Origin of the sequence: Streptomyces sp. NPDC051310 (genome assembly GCF_044455245.1) — a bacterium.
GTDB lineage: Bacteria > Actinomycetota > Actinomycetes > Streptomycetales > Streptomycetaceae > Streptomyces.
The window spans coordinates 250600-271456 of sequence record NZ_JBITEO010000011.1 but is presented as its reverse complement, the minus strand read 5'-3'; the positions used below and the strand labels follow the sequence as shown (position 1 = coordinate 271456).

The 20857-nt window shown below is 68.9% G+C and carries 19 protein-coding genes and 1 pseudogene; 7 read left to right on the top strand and 13 right to left on the bottom strand.

What is annotated here, in order from left to right:
- A pseudogene (locus ACIA79_RS18865) lies at positions 1 to 120 on the top strand (molybdopterin molybdenumtransferase MoeA); the annotation flags it as partial.
- Positions 121 to 1030: 910 nt separating this feature from the next.
- Here the strand turns inward: ACIA79_RS18865 and ACIA79_RS18860 are convergent.
- Both ACIA79_RS18860 and ACIA79_RS18855 read right to left on the bottom strand, forming a co-directional pair.
- Complete coding sequence (locus tag ACIA79_RS18860) at positions 1031 to 1459, bottom strand: heme-binding protein (protein WP_399429418.1); 429 nt, start codon at positions 1457 to 1459, stop codon at positions 1031 to 1033.
- A gap of 112 nt (positions 1460 to 1571) precedes the next feature.
- The gene (locus ACIA79_RS18855) at positions 1572 to 2792 is read right to left on the bottom strand and encodes an MFS transporter (protein WP_399429417.1); all 1221 of its coding nucleotides are present in this window, start codon (positions 2790 to 2792) and stop codon (positions 1572 to 1574) included.
- A 140-nt stretch (positions 2793 to 2932) separates the two neighbouring features.
- On the opposite strand from ACIA79_RS18855, the gene ACIA79_RS18850 reads away from it, so the two are divergent.
- Positions 2933 to 3394, top strand: coding sequence for a MarR family winged helix-turn-helix transcriptional regulator (locus tag ACIA79_RS18850; protein WP_399429416.1), 462 nt, complete (start codon positions 2933 to 2935; stop codon positions 3392 to 3394).
- Positions 3395 to 3458: 64 nt separating this feature from the next.
- On the opposite strand, the gene ACIA79_RS18845 is transcribed toward ACIA79_RS18850, so the two are convergent.
- The 5 genes from ACIA79_RS18845 to dnaB all read right to left on the bottom strand — a co-directional run bounded on the left by ACIA79_RS18845 (position 3459) and on the right by dnaB (position 8677).
- Positions 3459 to 4835: a serine hydrolase domain-containing protein gene (locus tag ACIA79_RS18845; protein WP_399429415.1), complete on the bottom strand. Its 1377-nt coding sequence runs from the start codon at positions 4833 to 4835 to the stop codon at positions 3459 to 3461.
- A gap of 242 nt (positions 4836 to 5077) precedes the next feature.
- Entirely contained in the window at positions 5078 to 5764 is a 687-nt protein-coding gene (locus tag ACIA79_RS18840; RefSeq protein WP_399429414.1) for a maleylpyruvate isomerase family mycothiol-dependent enzyme, read from the bottom strand.
- Positions 5761 to 6423, bottom strand: a complete 663-nt coding sequence (locus ACIA79_RS18835) for a M15 family metallopeptidase (protein ID WP_399429413.1) — start codon at positions 6421 to 6423, stop codon at positions 5761 to 5763. The genes ACIA79_RS18840 and ACIA79_RS18835 overlap by 4 nt, the downstream gene beginning before the upstream one ends.
- Positions 6424 to 6468: 45 nt before the next feature.
- Positions 6469 to 6891 carry a LysR family transcriptional regulator gene (locus ACIA79_RS18830; RefSeq protein ID WP_399429428.1) on the bottom strand — a complete coding sequence of 141 codons (423 nt, stop codon included), beginning with the start codon at positions 6889 to 6891 and terminating at the stop codon, positions 6469 to 6471.
- A gap of 295 nt (positions 6892 to 7186) precedes the next feature.
- Complete coding sequence (gene dnaB / locus ACIA79_RS18825; RefSeq protein WP_399429412.1) at positions 7187 to 8677, bottom strand: replicative DNA helicase; 1491 nt, start codon at positions 8675 to 8677, stop codon at positions 7187 to 7189.
- Between the two features lie 422 nt (positions 8678 to 9099).
- Between dnaB and ACIA79_RS18820 the strand changes: the two genes are divergently transcribed.
- On the top strand, positions 9100 to 10437 hold the full coding sequence (locus ACIA79_RS18820; protein WP_399429411.1) for an MATE family efflux transporter: 1338 nt from the start codon (positions 9100 to 9102) through the stop codon (positions 10435 to 10437).
- A gap of 108 nt (positions 10438 to 10545) precedes the next feature.
- On the opposite strand, the gene rplI is transcribed toward ACIA79_RS18820, so the two are convergent.
- From rplI to rpsF, 4 genes are all read right to left on the bottom strand, one after another.
- Positions 10546 to 10992 (bottom strand): 50S ribosomal protein L9, encoded by a 447-nt coding sequence (gene rplI / locus ACIA79_RS18815; protein WP_399429410.1) that lies wholly within the window; start codon positions 10990 to 10992, stop codon positions 10546 to 10548.
- 18 nt (positions 10993 to 11010) lie between these two features.
- Complete coding sequence (rpsR, locus tag ACIA79_RS18810; RefSeq protein WP_005315025.1) at positions 11011 to 11247, bottom strand: 30S ribosomal protein S18; 237 nt, start codon at positions 11245 to 11247, stop codon at positions 11011 to 11013.
- 63 nt (positions 11248 to 11310) lie between these two features.
- Positions 11311 to 11883 carry a single-stranded DNA-binding protein gene (locus ACIA79_RS18805; RefSeq protein WP_399429409.1) on the bottom strand — a complete coding sequence of 191 codons (573 nt, stop codon included), beginning with the start codon at positions 11881 to 11883 and terminating at the stop codon, positions 11311 to 11313.
- A 74-nt stretch (positions 11884 to 11957) separates the two neighbouring features.
- A complete protein-coding gene (rpsF, locus tag ACIA79_RS18800) occupies positions 11958 to 12248 on the bottom strand; it encodes a 30S ribosomal protein S6 (RefSeq protein ID WP_003956532.1) in 291 nt (96 codons plus the stop codon).
- Positions 12249 to 12529: 281 nt separating this feature from the next.
- Here rpsF and ACIA79_RS18795 point away from each other — a divergent pair, with 281 nt between their 5' ends.
- The 3 genes from ACIA79_RS18795 to ACIA79_RS18785 all read left to right on the top strand — a co-directional run bounded on the left by ACIA79_RS18795 (position 12530) and on the right by ACIA79_RS18785 (position 15231).
- On the top strand, positions 12530 to 12844 hold the full coding sequence (locus tag ACIA79_RS18795; RefSeq protein WP_399429408.1) for a hypothetical protein: 315 nt from the start codon (positions 12530 to 12532) through the stop codon (positions 12842 to 12844).
- A gap of 172 nt (positions 12845 to 13016) precedes the next feature.
- On the top strand, positions 13017 to 14135 hold the full coding sequence (locus ACIA79_RS18790) for a peptidoglycan bridge formation glycyltransferase FemA/FemB family protein (protein WP_031071894.1): 1119 nt from the start codon (positions 13017 to 13019) through the stop codon (positions 14133 to 14135).
- A 64-nt stretch (positions 14136 to 14199) separates the two neighbouring features.
- Entirely contained in the window at positions 14200 to 15231 is a 1032-nt protein-coding gene (locus tag ACIA79_RS18785) for an alanine racemase (RefSeq protein ID WP_399429407.1), read from the top strand.
- A gap of 70 nt (positions 15232 to 15301) precedes the next feature.
- On the opposite strand, the gene ACIA79_RS18780 is transcribed toward ACIA79_RS18785, so the two are convergent.
- Together ACIA79_RS18780 and ACIA79_RS18775 are read right to left on the bottom strand one after the other, a co-directional pair.
- Positions 15302 to 16786 carry a glycosyltransferase family 87 protein gene (locus ACIA79_RS18780; protein WP_399429406.1) on the bottom strand — a complete coding sequence of 495 codons (1485 nt, stop codon included), beginning with the start codon at positions 16784 to 16786 and terminating at the stop codon, positions 15302 to 15304.
- 247 nt (positions 16787 to 17033) lie between these two features.
- Positions 17034 to 19721 carry a transglycosylase domain-containing protein gene (locus ACIA79_RS18775; RefSeq protein WP_399429405.1) on the bottom strand — a complete coding sequence of 896 codons (2688 nt, stop codon included), beginning with the start codon at positions 19719 to 19721 and terminating at the stop codon, positions 17034 to 17036.
- A 384-nt stretch (positions 19722 to 20105) separates the two neighbouring features.
- Between ACIA79_RS18775 and ACIA79_RS18770 the strand changes: the two genes are divergently transcribed.
- Positions 20106 to 20828: a helix-turn-helix transcriptional regulator gene (locus ACIA79_RS18770; RefSeq protein ID WP_399429404.1), complete on the top strand. Its 723-nt coding sequence runs from the start codon at positions 20106 to 20108 to the stop codon at positions 20826 to 20828.
- The last annotated feature ends 29 nt before the right edge of the window (positions 20829 to 20857 follow it).

Genomic DNA, 20857 nt, shown 5'->3' with positions numbered 1-20857 from the left:
CGGTTGCACGCCGAGCGCGAGGTGCTGCCGGGGCAGGACATCCGGCCGCGGGGCCAGGAGTGCCGCTCCGGTGACGAGCTGCTGCCGGGGGGGGGGCGCCGCCCCCCCCCCCCGCGGGGGCCCCCCCCCCCCCCCCCGGCCGGCCCCCGCGGGGGGGGGGGGGGGGGGGGGGGGGGGGGGGGGGGGGGGGGGGCGGGGGGGGGGGCGGGGGGGGGGGGGGGGGGGGGCGGGGCGCCCCCGCCCCCCCCCCGGGCGGGGGGCGCCCCCCGCCCCCCCCCCCCCCCCCCCCCCCCCCCCCCAGCCGTATGGAGGTCAGAAGACGGCGTGGGCCCTCCATGCGCTCTCGGCCCGCTCCGGCATCCCCGCCGGTTTCCTGGTCCGGCGCGGCAGGCCGGTCCGACACGGGCCGGCGCGGCGTGAACCAGCCTCCGCCACTGCCGCTGTCACCGGAAGTTCCGTTGTCGGCCGACGTGGTGGTCGGAGCGTCCATAGAGTGCCTCGCCTCGAACGTCTAGCGGTCGGTGTCCGGACTTCCGACCATCCGGAACATGACTCGATTCCCCGCGCTGCCCCGTCATCCGCTCACTGGCCCCCCGTCACCGCGGCGCGCCATGAATCGGGATGACCGTCACCTCTGCGCGACACGGGCGGGAGTGGCCGTCGTCGCAGCATGCCAGCGCCTTCCGGTCCGTCGGACCGAGTGCGGAAAGCCCGCGTTTTCCCATGCGTTTCCCGTTAGGCTGCCTTGCCTCCATGCCCTGGGAACCAGCGGCGACCGCACCGGTCGTGGGCCCCTCGGAGAAGCACCTCCCGCACATCCGCATGCCGTGCGGACCCGGTCTCCGCGTCGGACATGGAATCACCGGATGCAGCGCACTCGTCCAGCCGTACCTCCAACTCTGCACAGAGCCGGTCCCTGATCTTCACTTCGGCAGTTGCCCGCATGCCTGGCGTTCATGCGTGTGCTCCCGCCGTCGGATGTCGCTGACGGCGGGAGCACAGGTGTGTTTCACGTGAAACCGTGACGTCCTCAGGCGAGCGCCTGCACGGCTGCGGAAGCGAACTCGTGGTCCTGGGCGGGGGCGCCGCCGCCCACACCGATGGCGCCGATAAGGCGGCCGTCGCGGTGAATCGGGACGCCGCCCGCGATGAACAGCAGCGGGCGGTCCAGCGCTGTCGGCAGCGTGTGGAACGGGCCACCCGGCTGGACGGCGTCAACCAGCTCGGCCGTGGGGGCGTTCAGCTGGAGGGCGGTGAACGCCTTGCGCGTGCTCGTTTCACCGGCGATGAGGACGGCACGGTCATCGCGGCGGAAGGCCAGCAGGTGGCCGCCGGCATCGAGAACGCTGACAGCGACCGTGACCCCGGCCGCCTCGGCGGCGCGGCGGGCGGTGTCGAGGAGCGTCTCCGCGTCCTGAGTGGTGAGCGGGGCGACGGCGATGGTGGAGGCGGTGCTCATGAGGGTGCTCCTTGGTGCGGGGGTTCTTCTGAGGGGTTGTGATGGCGGGACGGGGGCACGGCCTCTCGTTCCGGGCGACGCGCCCCGGTCAGGACGTGCTCGGGGCGGCTGGTCAGTGGCGCGCCGTCGCGGCGGGCACCACCGTCGGCTCAGGAGTGGCCCCGGCGACGACCCGGCTACCGCGGCGGCCGTCCCGGCGCTCGAGGGCACTGGAGAGAACGGCCAGGGCGAGGGCCGAGGCGGCGAGCACGGCACCGACCCAGTTCGGGGCGGTGATGCCCAGCCCGGCCGAGATGACGATGCCGCCGAGCCATGCGGACAGCGCGTTACCGAGGTTGAAGGCACCGATGTTGACGGCCGAGGCGAGGGTCGGCGCTCCGGCTGCCTGGTCCAGAACCCTCTTCTGCAGCGGCGGTACGGTCGCGAAGCCGAGCGCACCGATCAGTGTGATCGTGACAGCGGCCGCCACCTGGTGGTGCGCGGTGAAGGTGAAGAGCGCCAGCACGAGGGCGAGGGCTCCCAGCGAGACGTAGAGCAGCGGCATCAGCGCACGGTCGGCGAACTTGCCGCCGATCAGGTTGCCGCCGACCATCCCGAGGCCGAACAGAACGAGCAGCCAGGTGACGGAGGACTCCGCGAAGCCGGCCGCCTCGGTCATCATCGGCGTGATGTAGGTGATCGCGGCGAACACGCCCCCGAAGCCCAGCACCGTCATCGCCATGGCGAGCAGTACCTGCACATTGCGGAACGCGGCGAGCTCATGGCGCAGCCGTACGCCTTCGGGCCGGGGCTGCTCGGGCACCAGCTTGGCCACGCCGAGCAGGCCGAGGACGCCCAGCACGGCAACGATGAAGAAGGTCGCCCGCCAGCCCGCGGTCTGGCCGATGAACGTTCCGGCCGGCACACCGACGACGTTGGCGACGGTCAGACCGGTGAACATCATGGCGATCGCGCCGGCCTTCTTCTCCGGGGCGACCAGGTCGGCCGCGACCACGGAGCCGATGCCGAAGAACGCCCCGTGCGCGAGTGATGCCACGACACGGCCCAGCAGCATCAGCCCGAAGACCGGTGCCACGGCCGACACGATGTTGCCGGCGATGAAGAGCCCCATCAGCAGCATCAGCATGCGCTTGCGGGAGACCTTGGTGCCCAGGACGGTCATCAGGGGCGCGCCGAGCACGACGCCGAGTGCGTAGCCGGTGACGAGGTAACCGGCGGTCGGGATCGAGACTCCGTAGTCACCGGCGACCTGGGGCAGCAGACCCATGATCACGAACTCGGTTGTTCCGATACCGAAGGCCCCGATGGCCAGGGCGAGGAGCGCGAGCGGCATGGGTTCTACCTTCCAAAGATGTTGCGTCTGCGCCTTACGAGCGTCCACAATAATTGCAGACGCGGGTTATTTGCAAGCGCTGGCTATTGCAGCCGTCATCTATGCTGAGGTGAAGCCGCTCCGGGACGGAGGAGACCCCCATGACAGCGACAGACCCGGCCCTCACCGCCCTCTCCCAGGGGTGGTGCGCCCTCTCTCTGCTGCACGGGAAGATCGAGGCCCACATCGAGCGCGCGCTGGAGGCGGGACACGGCCTGAGCATGCGCGAGTACTCCCTGCTCGACGTTCTCAGCCGCCAGCACAACGGACCGGGCGGCCATCTGCAGATGAAGCAGGTCGCCGACGCCGTCGTCCTCAGCCAGAGCGCGACCACCCGCCTGGTCAGCCGGCTGGAGGACCGCGGACTCCTCACGCGGTACCTGTGCGACACCGACCGGCGCGGCATCTACACGGATGTGACAGAGGCGGGCCTGGCCCTCCTCGAGGAAGCCAGGCCCACCAATGACGCCGCCCTGCGCGAGGCGCTCGACGAAGCCGCCAAGAACCCGGCGCTCGCCCCGCTGGTCAGAGTGGTCGAAGAGCTGCACGCTCCGGCCGTGTGACGGCCCTCCTGCGGCGGTGCGGACCGGCGCTGTCCCACGTTTCACGTGAAACAGCGCTGTGGTCTCACAGGCCGCGCCATCCGCCCTCGTCCACTCCGCCCGGCACAGCGTCACCGGGCGCGTACGGCTCTCGTGTGAAGACGAACGAGCCCAGGTCCAGATGGCTCACCGATCCATCGTCCCGACGCACCACCCGCAGGGTCTCCCCGGCGAAATAGCCGTCCAGGCCGGTCCAGGTCCCGTCGCCCCCGGCCCGGAAGCGGGAGGCCCGTCCCGGCCCCCGCAGGGGACGCAGCTCCACGCCGCTGTCGGCCACGAGCGCCAGGCCGTAGGCGTACGTCCCCCAGTACCAGGGACCGGTCAGGGCCAGCAGGGCCGGATCGACCTCGGGCAGCGGCCGCCACGGCGCGGGGATGCGCGGCTCGGCCTCCGCCACGATACGGATCAGATCGGCAGCCACCACGCCGGGCACGGGCCCCGATGTGGCGTTGGCCAGCACGACAGCGGCGAGCCCCTCCGACACGTCGATCCACAGCCCGGCAAGGAAGCCCGGCAGGGAGCCGCTGTGGCCGATGAGTGTGCGGCCGTTTCTGCGGACCAGCTGGAGGCCCAGGCCGTATCCGCCGTCCCAGTCACCCTCTTCCGGCGCCACGGCCGGCGAACGCATCTCCTGGACCGTCTCCGCACGGAGCACGCGGTCATCACCGTGGGCGAGGAAGGAAGCGAACCGGCACAGGTCCGCGGTCGTGGACCACAGTTGACCCGCCGGTGCCATCAGCCCCAGATCCTCGGCAGGTTCGGGCAGCATCACATCGGCCCAGGGATGAACCGCCCAGCCACCGGCATGGGGTGGGACGGGCTGCGTGGTCGTGCGGTCCAGCCCCAGCGGTGCGAGGACCTCGGTCCGCAGCGCCTCCTCCCAGGGCACCCCGCGCACCGCTTCGACGAGAGAACCGAGCAGGGTGTAGCCGGTGTTGGAGTAGTGATGGCGGCGCCCGGCCGGGTGCAGCAGCGGACGTTCACCGAGCACATCGGTGAGCCCCGGGCGCAGGTCCCCCGGCGTCCGCTCCCACCAGGGCGCCGGTGATTCGGCGATCAGGCCGGAGCTGTGACTCAGCAGCTGGGCGACGGTGACCTCGCCCACCCCCGTACCCGGCAGGTGCTTCTCCAACGGGTCGGCCAGGTCGAGCAGCCCTTCGTCCCGCAGGCGCATGACCAGAACGGCCGTGAACGGCTTCGTGATGGACCCGATCCGGTACTGCGTATCGGCGTCCGGGGCATGCCCGTCCACACAACTGCGAGCACCCGTCCACACCACCTCGCCGTCCCTGACGAGGGCCCCGACGAGGGACGGTGTACGCCCCTCGGCCTGGGCAGTGGCGATCCGGTGGACGAGTGCCCGTTCGGTCGTGGGGAGCAGTGCTTCGAAGGATGACGTCATGGCTCAGGTCTAGCGCCCGGAGATCACGCCGTCGACCGGTTAACCAGCGGCACGACCTTCAGGGTCGAGCACATGTAGGGTCTCAAGTTCCGTGTCACGGCCCACCGCTCTGACCTGATGCTTCGCGCGGTGTCTCACGCTGGACGGCCTGGCTTCCGTCTCACGGACGTGTCATTTCCTCGGGCGTCGGCCTCGGTCCTCCCGGCCCGACGCCCTCTATAGATCCACTCCCAAAGACGTTCTCACCCCAGCGCGAGCCACCGGATGCCCAGGCGGTCGACGTCAAGCGCTTCTTCCCTTGTGATCGGCTCACGCCCGGTCGCCTTGCGCAGGAAGCGAAGCTGGCCCCAACCCAGCTTCTCCAGTGCCGCCACGCCATCCGCCGGGCCGAGCAGAAGGTCCTGCACCAGATCTGCGGCCTGGGAAGTCAACCACGACTCTCGTCCCAGGGCGTCGGCCAGGTCCAGGCCGTGCAGGGCGACCTCAACCACCCGCGTCAGCAGGAACTCCGACAGGAGCATCGGATCGCCATGCCTGGTGCGAACCAAACGCCCTTCTGGCTCAGCCCGGCATAGGCGGTCCACACGCTGCCAAGTGGCTTCGAAGTCCTCGACGAGCGCGGTGCCACTCAGTTGCTCAGCCGCATGAGCCTGGGCCAGGACGATCCGCGCCGCGTTGGTTTCCGGAGCGAAACGGTCGTCGGGCCGGTAGTACTCCGTTGCCGAGACCTCGGCACGGATCGGCGCCGGTGCGGTCAGCATGTCGGGAAGCCAGGCAATCACCACCCGAACATGCGCCAGCAAGTCGCACACTTTCCACGGTTCACACCTGGTCGGCAGACGCCACTCAGCCTCCGAGACGTCAGTCATCGCCCGCGCGAGTTGCCCGGCCTCGAGACGAAACGCTTCAACTACACGATCCCGGTTCATGCCGAACCCAGTTCCTTGGGCCCGTAGTGGGCCGCATCCGCTCCTGTCATCAAGGCCCAGTAACGGTCTCCGTATGACCAGTGCCACCACTCTGTGGGGTAGTTGACCAGGCCAGCAGCGGTAAGCGCCGTGCCCAAGATGTCTCGATTGGAGCGGGCCTGGTCGCTGATGTTGTCGGCCTGCGTGTAACAGGCGCCCGCGCTCTCCTCAGGAGTCGCGTTCATGCGGGTCCCCATGTCGAGTTCACGACCGTCTGGGTCTGCGAGCGTCAAGTCAACGGCTGCGCCGGCACTGTGGGGTGCGATCTCAGGCGGGGACACGTAGCGGCTGGCTGCCGAGCGGACCTGCTCAGCGGACCAGTCCGGATGATCGGCCCGCAGTTCATCTCCGTATTCGTCGAAGTAGTGACGTTGCAGGGACGGCGGGCGATACCCCTCGACGAACAGCAACCGTATCCCTTGAGGCAGCTGCGCCTGGGCCTTGAGTAGTCGATCGACTACTCCTTGCCGCAGGTGGGCGAAGGCGCCCGCGGAGTCCTGCCACTTTCGCTCATCGACAAGCAGAGAGTTGCCCCGGCGGACATCGACGAGCCGTTCACCACACTCCTGAACAGGTACGGCTGCGACCCTCGCGTCGGACATCAAGACGATCTCATTCATGACGCGATCATCTCGTGACCTTGACTCTCCATAGCCCTCTTCTCATCACTCGCCGAGGAAAGACTCTCGGCCCGCGACTGCCTGTGTTGTTGCGGCAGTCAGCCTGGGCCGGTGAGACGTTTGATGGCCGGCCGCTGCCACCTTTCTGCCGAAGGGCGTGGGCCGCATCCTGCGGCCCCGTTCAGCACGTTCGATCAGGGGTCGGCCCAGGTCCCCTTCGAGCCGGTTGATCTGGGTTGTCAGTGTCGATTGATGAATGCCGAGGGCTCGGGCAGCGTCGGTGACGGTGGGGTAGGGCAGGGCGGCAGCGAAGCGTTCGAGTCGCTGCCAGGCATTTGGGCTAGTCAAGGCGTCACGCAGGATGGCGGGGGCCTCTGCCGCCTGCTCGAGGGTGCGAAGGGCGGTGTCGTGGCTGGCTCCACCGCGTGGCCGAAGGGGGATGCTGTGGGTGTGGGCCCAGCGGGCCATATTCGCGGTGCTCATGCCGGTTTCGCGGGCGAGGTCCGGCAGAGTTCGCCGACGGTGGACGTACTGCTCGATGAGCCAGTCCCGTTCGATGGCGCCATGGCGCTTGTAAAAGGGCGATGGCCCGTGCAGTCAAGGGTGTCAGCGGAACTTCAACGCGCGGTACGAGCCGGAAACCCCTCACCCGAAAGGGTGAACGCCTTCACCGGCGAGTCTCACAACGGCGGCATAAGTGCCGTCGATGTGCCATCGGAGATGAGATTGTGCCGCGAAATCTGAGACCCTACAGCACACCGGATCACGTCTGTGCCATGTCGACGAAGCGGGAGTAGTGGCCCTGGAACGCCACCGTGATGGTCGCGGTGGGACCATTACGGTGCTTGGCCACGATCAGATCCGCCTCGCCGGCACGCGGCGACTCCTTCTCGTACGCGTCCTCACGGTGCAGCAGGATCACCATGTCCGCGTCCTGCTCGATCGAGCCGGACTCACGCAGGTCCGAGACCATGGGCTTCTTGTCCGTACGCTGCTCGGGTCCACGGTTCAGCTGCGAGAGCGCGATGACGGGAAGCTCCAGCTCCTTCGCCAGCAGCTTCAGGTTTCGCGACATGTCCGAGACCTCTTGCTGGCGGCTCTCCGCACGCTTCGACCCGCCGGACTGCATCAGCTGCAGGTAGTCGATGACGACGAGCTTCAGATTGTTCCGCTGCTTCAGCCGACGGCACTTCGCGCGGATCTCCATCATCGACAGGTTCGGTGAGTCGTCGATGTACAGCGGCGCCTGCGAGACGTCCGGCATGCGCCGGGCCAGGCGGGTCCAGTCTTCATCCGTCATCGTTCCGGAGCGCATGTGGTGCAGCGCCACCCGGGCCTCCGCGGAAAGCAGACGCATCGCGATCTCGTTGCGGCCCATTTCGAGGGAGAAGATCACGCTCGGCAGGTTGTGCTTGATCGAGCAGGCGCGTGCGAAGTCCAGCGCGAGCGTGGACTTACCCATCGCGGGACGGGCCGCGATGACGATCATCTGGCCGGGGTGCAGGCCGTTCGTCAGCGAGTCGAAGTCCGTGAAGCCGGTGGGCACGCCCGTCATCTCGCCGCTGCGCGAACCGATCGCCTCGATCTCGTCGAGCGCGCCCTCCATGATGTCGCCCAGCGGAAGGTAGTCCTCGCTCGTGCGCTGCTCGGTGACGGCGTAGATCTCGGCCTGGGCCTGGTTGACGATCTCGTCGACGTCGCCGTCCGCGGCGTATCCCATCTGCGTGATCTTGGTGCCCGCCTGCACCAGACGGCGCAGCACCGCCCGCTCGTGGACGATCTCCGCGTAGTACGAGGCGTTGGCCGCGGTCGGAACCGACTGGACCAGCGTGTGGAGATAGGGGGTGCCGCCGACGCGGTTGATCTCACCGCGCTTGGTCAGCTCGGCGCCGACCGTGATGGGGTCGGCCGGCTCGCCCTTGGCGTAGAGGTCGAGGATCGCGGTGTAGATGGTCTCGTGGGCGGGCTTGTAGAAGTCATGGCCCTTGATGATCTCCACGACGTCCGCGATCGCGTCCTTGGAGAGCAGCATGCCGCCGAGCACCGACTGCTCGGCGTCCAGGTCCTGCGGCGGCACCCGCTCGAACCCTCCGGCACCGCTGTCCCACGGGCCGTCGTCGCTGCCGCGCTCGTGCTGCTCGTCACGGCCCCGGCCGCGGCCCCGGCTGTCACTGCCGCGCTGGCGGGTGACGGGCAGACGATCACTGGGACCGGTGTCCGCCCACGGGTCGTCCAAAGGCTCGGGGATGCTCACCGGCCACCTCCTCCCGTCCGCTCCGCGGACCTCGCCGTGCCACTCTTTCTACGGCACGACACTGACAAAACGAGAGGCTCAACTCCGCTTCTGGCGCGTCGAGCGCCGGACCACGGTAGGCCCGCGGGCACCGTCAGCCAATCTGGTTATCCACAGGGCCTGTGGGTGAAGGACCAGATGCTGTGGAGAACCCCGCAGAACCTGTGCACGGAGCAGGGGACAGCCGTGTGGACAAACTCATACCCACGCCACCACACCGCTCCTGACCTGCGCTTTTTCCATCCACCGGCTGTGGGGGAGAAAAACTTTCCCGCCAGGGCCAAGATCAGAACAAACGGCGCACACAAGAACCGGCGTCTCGCTCTTTGGTAAGGATCACAAACCCTTTACATCTCTTACCTGTGGAAGATTAGATTGAGACCATGAGCCAGGCCCCCGCGCCGCCCGGAAGCGCCCACCGCCGACATGACCGCGAGATCATCGCGCTCGCCGTTCCCGCCTTCGGAGCGCTGGTCGCCGAACCGCTCTTCCTGATGGTCGACAGCGCCATCGTCGGCCACCTCGGCACCCCCCAACTCGCCGGCCTCGGCATCGCGGCCGCTCTCCTCTCGACCGCCGTCAGCGTGTTCGTCTTCCTCGCTTACGCCACCACGGCCGCGGTGGCCCGCCGGGTCGGTGCCGGGGACCTCCCCGCGGCCATCCGCCAGGGCATGGACGGCATCTGGCTCGCGCTCATCCTGGGCGTCGCCGTCATCGCCGTCACGCTGCCGACAGCACCCTGGCTGGTCGATATCTTCGGCGCGTCCGACACTGCCGCACCGTACGCCATCACGTATCTGCGTATCTCCAGCCTGGGGATACCGGCGATGCTCATCGTGCTCGCCGCCACCGGAGTCCTGCGCGGCCTTCAGGACACCAGGACGCCGCTGTACGTCGCCATCGCCGGCTTCGCGGCCAATGCCGCCCTCAACGTCGGTCTGGTCTACGGCGCGGATCTCGGCATCGCGGGCTCCGCCTGGGGCACGGTCATCGCCCAGTGCGGCATGGCCGCCGCCTACCTGTTCGTCGTGGTGCGAGGAGCTCGCCGACACGGCGCCTCCCTGCGGCCGGACGCCGCGGGCATACGAGCCAGCGCGCAGGCAGGAGTCCCCCTCCTCGTCCGTACGCTCTCACTCCGCGCCATCCTGATGATCGCCACGGCTGTCGCGGCCCGGCTCGGGGACGTCGACGTCGCCGCCCATCAGATCATCCTCTCCCTGTGGAGCCTGACGGCCTTCGCGCTGGACGCGATCGCCATCGCGGGGCAAGCGATCATAGGCCGCTACCTCGGTGCCGATGACGCCGACGGGGCCCGCCAGGTGTGCCGGCGCATGGTCCAGTGGGGCATCGCCTCCGGCGTGGTTCTCGGGGCGTTGATCGTCCTGGCGCGGCCGCTCTTCATCCCGCTGTTCACGGCCGACCCGACCGTTCAGGACACCTTGCTGCCGGCGCTGCTCGTCGTAGCCCTCTCCCAGCCGATCGCAGGCGTGGTCTTCGTCCTGGACGGCGTGCTGATGGGTGCCGGCGACGGCCCCTACCTGGCCGCAGCGATGGTGCTGACGCTTGCCGTCTTCGCGCCGGTCGCACTGCTGGTCCCGGTCCTGGGCGGTGGGCTGACCGCTCTCTGGTGGGCCATGACCCTGATGATGGCCGTCAGGATGCTGACGCTGTGGTGGCGCGCCCGCTCCGGCCGCTGGGTGGTCACCGGCGCCACGCGCTGAAGCTGTGAAGCCACCCGCTGATCCAGGCACGGCGGCTGTTTCACGTGAAACAGCAGAAGGGCCGCACCCGGCTGGGTGCGGCCCTTCTGTTACTGCTGAGCGCGACGCTTAGGCAGCGACGATCTCGACGTTCAGCTTCGCAACAACGTCAGCGTGCAGACGCACGGAGACCTGGTGCGCGCCGAGCGTCTTGATCGGGGAGCCGAGCTCCACACGACGCTTGTCGACGTCGGGGCCACCCGCAGCCTTGATCGCCGAAGCGATGTCGGCCGGGGTCACGGAGCCGAAGAGACGGCCGGAGTCACCGGCACGGACCGCGTGACGCACCTTCACGCCCTCGAGCTGGGCCTTGACCTCGTTGGCCTGCTCGATGGTCGCGATCTCGTGGATCTTGCGGGCGCGGCGGATCTGCGCCACGTCCTTCTCGCCACCCTTGGTCCAGCGGATCGCGAAACCACGCGGAACCAGGTAGTTGCGCGCGTAACCGTCCTTGACCTCGACGACGTCGCCGGCGGTGCCGAGGCCGGAGACCTCGTGCTTGAGGATGATCTTCATGATTCGGTCACCCTCTCCTTATCGCGCGGTGGACGTGTAGGGCAGCAGCGCCATCTCACGGCTGTTCTTGACGGCCGTGGCGACGTCACGCTGGTGCTGCGTGCAGTTGCCGGTCACGCGACGGGCACGGATCTTGCCGCGGTCGGAAATGAACTTCCGCAGCATGTTCGTGTCCTTGTAGTCCACGTAAGCGGTCTTGTCCTTGCAGAAAGCGCAGACCTTCTTCTTCGGCTTGCGCACAGGCGGCTTCGCCATGGTGTATCTCCTGTGTGATCAAGAAGTGTGGGTGCGAGCCCCCACCCCCGAGGCCGTGAGGGCCTAGAAGGGAGGCTCGTCCGAGTAGCCGCCGCCGGAGCTTCCGCCCCAGCTGCCTCCGCCGGCCTGCTGGCCGCCACCGGCCGGCGCGCTGGTCGCCCACGGGTCGTCGGCGGGAGCACCGCCGCCACCCTGCGGGGCACCACCCGGGGCTCCGCCCCAGTTGCCGCCGCCCTGCTGGCCGCCACCGTAGCCACCCTGGCCGCCGCGACCGGTGGTCTTGGTGACCTTGGCCGTGGCGTTCTTGAGGCTGGGGCCGACTTCCTCGACGTCCAGCTCGAAGACCGTGCGCTTGACGCCCTCGCGGTCCTCGTAGGACCGCTGCTTCAGTCGGCCCTGCACGACGACACGCATGCCGCGCTGGAGCGACTCGGCGACGTTCTCCGCCGCCTGGCGCCAGACCGAGCAGGTCAGGAACAGGCTCTCGCCGTCCTTCCACTCATTGGTCTGGCGGTCGAAGGTACGGGGAGTGGACGCGACACGGAACTTCGCGACCGCCGCACCGGACGGGGTGAAGCGCAGCTCGGGGTCGTCGACAAGATTGCCGACGACCGTGATGACGGTCTCGCCTGCCATGGGGAACCTCTCGGCGGGATTGCTTCTGGCTGCTTGCTGCTGCTACTCGAACCCGATGACCTCTGAGCGAGTGCTCAGTGGGTCTCGGGACGGAGGACCTTGGTCCGGAGGACCGACTCGTTCAGGTTCATCTGGCGGTCGAGCTCCTTGACGACCGCAGGCTCGGCCTGCAGGTCGATGACCGAGTAGATGCCCTCGGGCTTCTTCTTGATCTCGTAAGCGAGACGACGACGGCCCCAGGTGTCGACCTTCTCCACCTTCCCGTTGCCCTCACGGACGACGGAGAGGAAGTTCTCGATCAGGGGGGCGACAGCGCGCTCCTCCAGATCGGGGTCGAGGATGACCATCACCTCGTAGTGACGCATGTGGAACCCACCTCCTTTGGACTCAGCGGCCACGGTCGTTCCGTGGCAGGAGGGTCGTGATGCGTGCGCAACGGTATCGGCCGCCACTGACAACCACCCCGGTCGGCCGGGCCGACGAGAGCACCTGACGATGGGCATGGGCAGACACCGGTGCAGACCGTACAGAGTACCCGCACACCGGCTTCCGGTTGAAATCCCGTGGTGAGGGGACGCAATCTGTACACATCGGGTGCGTGCGGCGCTACGATGCGCCGCCTTCCGGCACAGCCAGGAGGTGCCTCATGGCCCAGGCATTCCATCGTCATCCCACTTCGTCCCTCTTCGCCACGGACGGCAAGCCCCACCCCCTCCCGGACACGCTGATGGCAGTGACCCTGGTGCTGGGCGTGCTTGCCTTCATCACCGCGCAGTTCCACAGCCTCCACCTGCTGAGTTCCTGGGCGGGGCTGGCGGGCATCCTCACGGGCGCGTACGGACAGTTCATCTCGGAGACCACCCGCGAGCGGACGCTGCTGATCATCGGTCTCGGCGCATCCGCGGTCGGCTTCTTCCTCGGGATGGCGCACGGAGGCCTCTTCGGCGGCGTCCTCGGCTAGCCGCCGCGGCCACCCCACTCACACGGCGCGGGCCCGCGCCGTGAGCTGACAGGGCCGGTACGGCCCGTAGATGGCCCACAGCCAGACGGGGCGCTCCCCGGTGCCAGTAGGCTTCGGCGCGAGAGCCGGAGCCCCTGACCAATGGGGACACACCTGCCGAGGAGCGCCCCGCATGAGCCTGACCCTGAGGACCATCAGCCGAGAGCAGCATCTGGCGTACATCCAGAGCCTGCCTGCGGCGAGTCACTGCCAGGTCCCGGCGTGGGCGGACGTGAAGACCGAGTGGCGCTCGGAGAACCTGGGCTGGTTCGACAAGAGCGGCCAGCTCGTCGGCGCCGGTCTGGTCCTCTACCGCCAGCTTCCGAAGATCAAGCGGTACCTCGCCTATCTGCCCGAGGGCCCGGTGATCAACTGGTACGCGCCGAACCTCGACGACTGGCTGCAGCCGATGCTGGCGCACCTGAAGAACCAGGGTGCCTTCTCGGTGAAGATGGGCCCGCCGGTCGTCATCCGCCGCTGGGACGCGGCCGCGATCAAGTCCGGCATCCAGGACCCGGACGTCAAGCGCCTGCGCGACGTCGAGGCGAGCCACATCGAGCCGCGCGCCTTCGAGGTGTCGGACCGGCTGCGCAAGATGGGCTGGCAGCAGGGCGAGGACGGCGGCGCCGGCTTCGGTGACGTCCAGCCCCGCTACGTCTTCCAGGTGCCGCTGGCGAACCGTTCGCTCGACGACGTCCTCAAGGGCTTCAACCAGCTGTGGCGGCGCAACATCAAGAAGGCCGAGAAGGCCGGCGTAGAGGTCGTCCAGGGCGGCTACGAGGACCTGGCCGAGTGGCAGCGCCTGTACGAGATCACCGCCGTGCGCGACCGCTTCCGGCCGCGCCCCCTCTCCTACTTCCAGCGCATGTGGACCGTCCTCAACAACGAGGACCCGAACCGCATGCGGCTGTACTTCGCGCGCCACAACGGCGTGAACCTGTCGGCGGCCACCATGCTCGTCGTCGGCGGCCACGTCTGGTACTCCTACGGCGCCTCCGACAACATCGGCCGCGAGGTCCGGCCCTCGAACGCGATGCAGTGGCGCATGCTGCGCGACGCGTACGCGATGGGCGCGACCGTCTACGACCTGCGCGGCATCTCCGACTCGCTCGACGAGACGGACCACCTCTTCGGCCTGATCCAGTTCAAGGTGGGCACGGGCGGCGAGGCCGTCGAGTACATCGGCGAGTGGGACTTCCCGCTCAACAAGCTGCTGCACAAGGCGCTGGACATCTACATGTCGCGTCGCTGACGCCCCCGCAGTCTCGTACCCACGTTCGATCCCCCGCAGCCATCAGAAAGGTTCCGTGCCGGCCATGGCGCTCTCCCTCTACGTCGACACCGCTCGCTGGCGGGCGCACCAGAAGACCGTGATCGACCAGTTCCCGGGCCTCGTCCCGGTCTGCAAGGGCAACGGCTACGGCTTCGGACACGAGCGGCTGTCGGAGGAGGCGGCACGTTTCGGCGCCGACATGCTGGCCGTGGGCACCACGTACGAGGCCGCACGGATCAAGGACTGGTTCAGCGGTGACCTGCTGGTCCTCACGCCCTTCCGGCGCGGCGAGGAGCCCGTGCCGCTGCCGGACCGGGTGATCCGTTCGGTGTCGTCCGTCGACGGCGTCCACGCGCTGGTCGGCGCCCGTGTCGTCATCGAGTGCATGAGCTCGATGAAGCGGCACGGCATCGGCGAGCACGACCTGGGCCGGCTGCACGCCGCCATCGAGGACGTCCGCCTGGAGGGCTTCGCGCTGCACCTGCCGCTGGACCGCACGGACGGCACCGACGCCGTCGAGGAGGTCATCGGCTGGATGGACCGGCTGCGCGCGGCCCGGCTGCCGCTGCACACCATGTTCGTCAGCCACCTGAAGGCGGAGGAACAGGCCCGGCTCCAGCAGCAGTTCCCGCAGACCCGCTTCCGCGCCCGCATCGGCACCCGCCTCTGGCTGGGCGACCACGAGGCGACGCAGTACCGCGGCGCGGTCCTGGACGTCACCCGGGTCGCCAAGGGTGATCGTTTCGGCTACCGGCAGCAGAAGGCGGCGTCGGACGGCTGGCTGGTCGTCGTCGCCGGCGGCACGTCCCACGGAGTGGGCCTCGAGGCGCCCAAGGCCATGCACGGCGTGATGCCGCGGGCCAAGGGCGTGGCCCGCGCCGGTCTGGCGACGGTCAACCGCAACCTCTCGCCGTTCGTCTGGTCGGGCAAGCAGCGCTGGTTCGCGGAGCCGCCGCACATGCAGGTGTCCATCCTCTTCGTCCCCGCGGACGCCCAGGAGCCGAAGGTCGGCGACGAACTGGTGGCGCACCTGCGGCACACCACCACCCAGTTCGACCGCCTCGTGGACCGCTAGGGGGTGTCGTCGAGCCCGGCATGATCGGCAAGACGACCCCTAGGTCCGGCCGGCGTCCGCGGCGGGAAGCTCATTCCCGTACGACGCCCCACTCCACCCGCGGCCCCCGCACCGCGTGGGCCGCGTGCTCCGGCGGGTGTGCCGCCTGGCCGAGCACGAAGACGTCCTGCGCCCCGTCCAGCACCCCGCCGGACGGGTCGTCCTCCCCGTCCCGCCGTACGGCGTCCCGCTCGGGCAGCAGGATGTCGCGGACGACCATGGCGCAGACGAACAGCGTCCCGGCCAGGTGCAGGGCGATCGCGAACTGGTACCCATCGGTCGGCAGCCCCTGCTTGTTGCCGCTCGTCGTGTAGGCGAGGTACATCCAGATCCCGAGGAAGTACATGACCTCGCACGCCTGCCAGATCAGGAAGTCCCGCCAGCGCGGGCGGGCGAGGGCCGCGAGCGGGATGAGCCACAGCACGTACTGCGGCGAGTAGACCTTGTTGGTGAGGATGAACGCGGCGACCACCAGGAACGCCAGCTGGGCGAACCGCGGTCTCCGCGGCGCGGTGAACGTCAGCACGGCGATCCCGGCGCAGGCCAGCAGCATCAGCAGGATGGCGTACGTGTTGACCGCCTCGACCTCGATGGCCTCACCGGTGCGCTGGGTGATGATCAGCCAGAACGAGCCGAAGTCGATGCTCCGCTCGCTGCTGAAGGTGTAGAACTTCTTCCATCCCTCGGGCGCCAGCAGCATCACCGGCAGGTTGACCACCAGCCAGGAGCCCGCTGTCCCCAGCAGCGCCACCCCGAACTCGCGCCACTTCCAGGCCCGCCAGCACAGCAGCAGCAGGGGGCCCAGCAGGAGGAACGGGTAGAACTTGGCGGCCGTGGCCAGCCCCAGCAGGATCCCGAAGGCGAGCGCCCGCCCGCGCGACCACATCAGCATGGCGGCGGCCGTCAGCGCCACGGCGAGCAGGTCCCAGTTGATCGTCGCGGTGAGCGCGAGAGCGGGCGCCAGCGCGACCAGCAGGGCGTCCCACGGCCGGTTGCGGTGCGTACGGGCGACGCACACGGCGAGGACGGCCGCGCAGGCCATCAGCATGCCGGCGTTGACCATCCAGTACACCTGCTCGCGCGACTGGACATCACCGTCGAACGGAGCCACCGCCCACGCCGCCACCTGCATGAACAGTCCGGTCAGCACCGGGTACTCGAGGTACTCCATGTCCCCGCCGAGCCGGTCGAAGTACGGGATCAGACCGTCGGCGAACCCACGGCCCAGGAACAGGTGCGGGATGTCGGAGTAGCAGGCGTGGGTGTACTGCGAGTTGGTGCCGCGGAACCAGGCCCAGTTGTAGCAGGGCAGCTTCTGCACCATGCCCAGCGCGAACATGCCGATGGCGACGAGTGCGACGACCCGGACGGGACTGAAGGGACTGCTGCCGAGCCGCGCCCACCGGCCGGACGGCCCGCCGATCAGCTCGCTGCCCGCGGCCGCGACCTCGTCCCGCCACGTGGGCCGCACGACGGGCCGGTCCTGGTGCGCGCTGGTCTTCTCTGGGCTCGGCATGGGGACATCCTGCCGTACCGGGCTGTGGATCCGTGCGGCCTGTGGACAACGTCCGGGGAGCCGTGCGGCAGCCGCACGGAGCGGCCTGCGGACAACCGTGCCGAACGACGGCGAGGGCCGCCGCGCCCGCCTCCGTACGTCATGTACGCAGCGGGTGCGACGGCCCTCGCATCGGCCTCGGGCGCCGGTGGCCCGGTCGGCGGACCTCCCGGCGGCCGGTCCTCCGGCTCAGGGGGCGGGCGGAGCGCTAGCCGTCCGTGCCGCCGAACCAGCCCCCACCCGGGTCACCGCCGTTGCCACCGTTGTTGTTGCCGTTGCCGCCGCCTCCGGTCGGAGCGGTCGGTGTGGGCGTCAGGCCGCCCCCGGTGGTGGTTTCGCCCTCGGTGGTACCGCCGGTGTCCGTGGTACCGCCGGTGTCGCCACCGCCGCCGGTCTGGCCGCCACCGCCGGTGTCCTCGCAGTCCCACTCGAGCGGGGCACAGGACTTGCCCGGCTCGGGGCTCTTCGAGGGCGGCGTCTGCGACGGGCTCGCCGAAGGCGTGTCGGACGGGCTCGCGGACGGTGTGTCGGACGGCGTCGGCTCCGGGCTCTTGGCGCCGCCGCCCCACATGGGCTCGGCTCCGAGGTCCTCGGGCTCGGGGAACCTCTCGACCTTCTCACCCTTGAGGGCGTCCGACATGTACTTCTGGAAGATCTCGGACGGGAACGACGAGCCGTGGATCTTCTTCTGGTCGCCGGTGCCGTACATCTCCAGGAACCTGCGGTTCTTGTTGGCCGCGTTGTCGTCCATCCGGTACATGTCGATGGCGGTCGCCAGCTGCGGCGTGTAGCCCACGAACCAGGCGGACTTGTTGCCGTCGGTGGTACCGGTCTTGCCGGCGACCTGCCGGCCCGGGATGGCGGCGTTGTTGCCGGTGCCGTCCGGGTGCTCGACGACGTCCCTCAGCACATCGGTCACGTTGCTCGCCACAGCGCTGGAGAAGGCCTTCCTCGCCTTGTCCTCGTGCTTGTAGACGGTCCGCCCCTGCTTCTTGACCTCCGTGACGGAGTACGGATCGCGCTGCTCGCCGTTGGCCGCGAACGTCGCGTACGCGCCCGCCATGCGGATGGCGCTCGGGTCGGAGATACCGATCGAGAAGGACGGAACGTTGCCCTTCGCGAGGCTGCTCTCGCGCAGACCCGCGTCCACCGCGGCCTGCCGCACGGTCGGGATGCCGACGTCCATGCCGAGCTGCACGAACGGCGAGTTGGCGGAGTGGATCATCGCCTTGCGGAGGTTGATGTCGCCGTAGCTCTGATCACCGTCGTTGACCTGCAGCCACTCCTTGCCGTCCTCGTTCTGCCAGACGGTGCGGTTGTAGTTCCTGATCTTGACCTTGTTGTCGCCGTTGTAGACGGCCGTGTCCGGGTCGATGATCCGGCGCTCGTCGGGGCCCTGCTCGGGCCCGAGCTCGGGGTTGCGGACGCCGTCCCGCATCGCGGCGGCCAGCACGAACGGCTTGAAGGTCGAGCCGACCTGGGCGCCGGTCTGGTCGGCGTTGTTGGTGAAGTGCTTGGTGGCGTCCTCACCACCGTAGATGGCGACGATCGCGCCGGTCCCGGGGTCGACCGAGGCGCCGCCGAACTGGACGTGGGTGTCCTCCTCCGGCCGCTTCTTGGGGTCGATGTGCTCGTCGTAGACCGCCTTGACGGCCTTCTCCAGCTTCTCGACCTTCTGCTTGTTGAAGGTGGTGTGGATCTCGTAGCCGCCCCGCGCCAGGTCCTTCGTGGTGATGCCCTGGTCGTTGTTGTTGATGAAGTAGGCCTTGGCGAGGTCGACCAGGTAACCGATCTGCCCGCTCAGCGTGGCGCTCTTGCGCGGCTCCTGGATTTCGGGGAGCCCCGTGTACTGGGCGCGCTCGGCGGCCGGGAGGTGGCCGTCCTTGACCATCTCGTCGAGGATCCACGCCCACCGCTTGGTGGCTCTCTCGGTGTTGGCTTCGCGCGTGGCGTCCGGGTCGATCTCGGTCGCGCCGGCGGGGTCGTAGTACGTGGACCCCTTGAGCAGCGTGGCGAGGAAGGCGCACTGGCTGGCGTCGAGCTTGCTGGCGTCCCTGTCGAAGTAGGTGCGCGCCGCCGCTTGGATGCCGTAGGCACCCCGCCCGTAGTACGAGGTGTTCAGATAGCCCGCCATGACCTGGGGCTTGTCGACCTCGTTGCCCACCTTGATCGAGATGAACAGTTCCTTGAACTTACGGCTCAGCGTCTGCGACTGGTCGTTGAGCATGGCGTTCTTGACGTACTGCTGGGTGATGGTCGAGCCACCCTGCGTCTGCTCGCCCCGGGCCATGTTGAACAGCGCGCGGCCGATACCCATCGGGTCGATGCCCGAGTCCGTGCGGAACGTCTTGTTCTCCGCCGAGATCACGGCGTTCTGCATGTTCTCGGGGATCTGGTGGATCCCGATGATCTGCCGGTTGATCTCACCACCGGTGGCGGCCATCTGCGTGCCGTCGTCCCAGTAGTAGACGTTGTTCTGCGCCGTGGCGACCTTCTGCGGGTCCGGCAGCTCCACCATGGCGTACGCGATGGTGGAGGCCGCCATGACGATGCCCAGGAAGCCGAGGGTCAGGCCCGTCACAAGGCGCCACGACGGCACCCAGCGGCGCCAGCCGTACTTGTCGTGGCGGGGGTAGTCGATCATCCGCTTCTTGCCGGGCTGCCCGACTGCGCCCCGCCCCCGTCCGCCACCGCGTCCGGTGCCGCGCTGGGCGGCACGGCGGGCCTCGGCGCGGCCGCCGTACGGGCGCTCCGTACCGTACTCATCGGATGGGGAGCCGGTACTGGCTCCCCGTGCCTGAGCTGCCCGGCGGCCTGAGGGCTGCTGGGCGGCTCGCCTGGCCGCGGCACGTCCGCCACCTTGCGGCTGGGGCGGTTTGCGACGGTGCTCGCTCATCGAACGACTACTCCTCGGGCAGGCGAGTACGCCTGGAAGCGGCAGTGAGTTCCGGTCCCCCCGAAATGGCTGCGGACCAGCCCTGGCTCGAGCTCGTCCGCGGTGCACACAGTGCACTCAGGACGAGGACGCCCCCTGGCGGCGCATGGTTCCCGGTGGTGTGCATGCCGCACAGACTACGCACGGTCAAAACCCAACTAGCGGGGAAGTTCACCCCAAATCAGGCAACTCGCCTGCTGCGAATTGACGATGTGACGCCGCTCACGATCACCCCACTTGTCGCAACAGGGGCGTCGCTCTATCGTCGGGATGTATCGAGTCGATACATCAGTACGACATAAGCATCGGTACGAGCGACGGTGACGGGGGAGGAGGAGGCGACGGATGAGCAGGCGCTCCGGCATCCTCGAATTCGCCGTCCTCGGCCTGCTGCGCGAAGCCCCGATGCACGGATACGAGCTGCGCAAGCGGCTCAACACGTCGCTGGGGATCTTCCGGGCGTTCAGTTACGGGACCCTGTACCCCTGCCTCAAGACGCTGGTCGCAAACGGCTGGTTGATCGAGGAACCGGGCAGCGCTCCCGAGGACGCTCTCGCCGCCTCGCTCGCGGGACGGCGGGCCAAGATCGTCTACCGTCTGACGGCCGAGGGCAAGGAGCACTTCGAGGAGCTCCTGTCCCACACCGGCCCGGACTCCTGGGAGGACGAGCACTTCGCGGCCCGCTTCGCCTTCTTCGGGCAGACCGAGCGTGAGGTGCGGATGCGGGTGCTCGAAGGGCGCCGCAGCCGCCTGGAGGAGCGCCTGGAGAAGATGCGCGCCTCGTTGGCCCGGACGCGCGAGCGCCTGGACGACTACACGCTCGAGCTGCAGCGGCACGGCATGGAGTCCGTGGAGCGCGAAGTGCGCTGGCTGAACGAGCTCATCGAGAGCGAGCGGGCGGGCCGGGCCCAGCGACGATCCGGAACCGACGCCCCCAAGGGCGACGGGACCTCCGGGCCGGGCACTGAGGGCTCCGCGCAGCAGGACAACACATCTGGAGAGACGGGCGGCCTGCCCCGGCACGGGGGCAGTACCCGGCCGGATCCGTCCGACGACACCGCAAAGTGAGGCCCCGCGACCCGCAGGGCCTCGTCGAG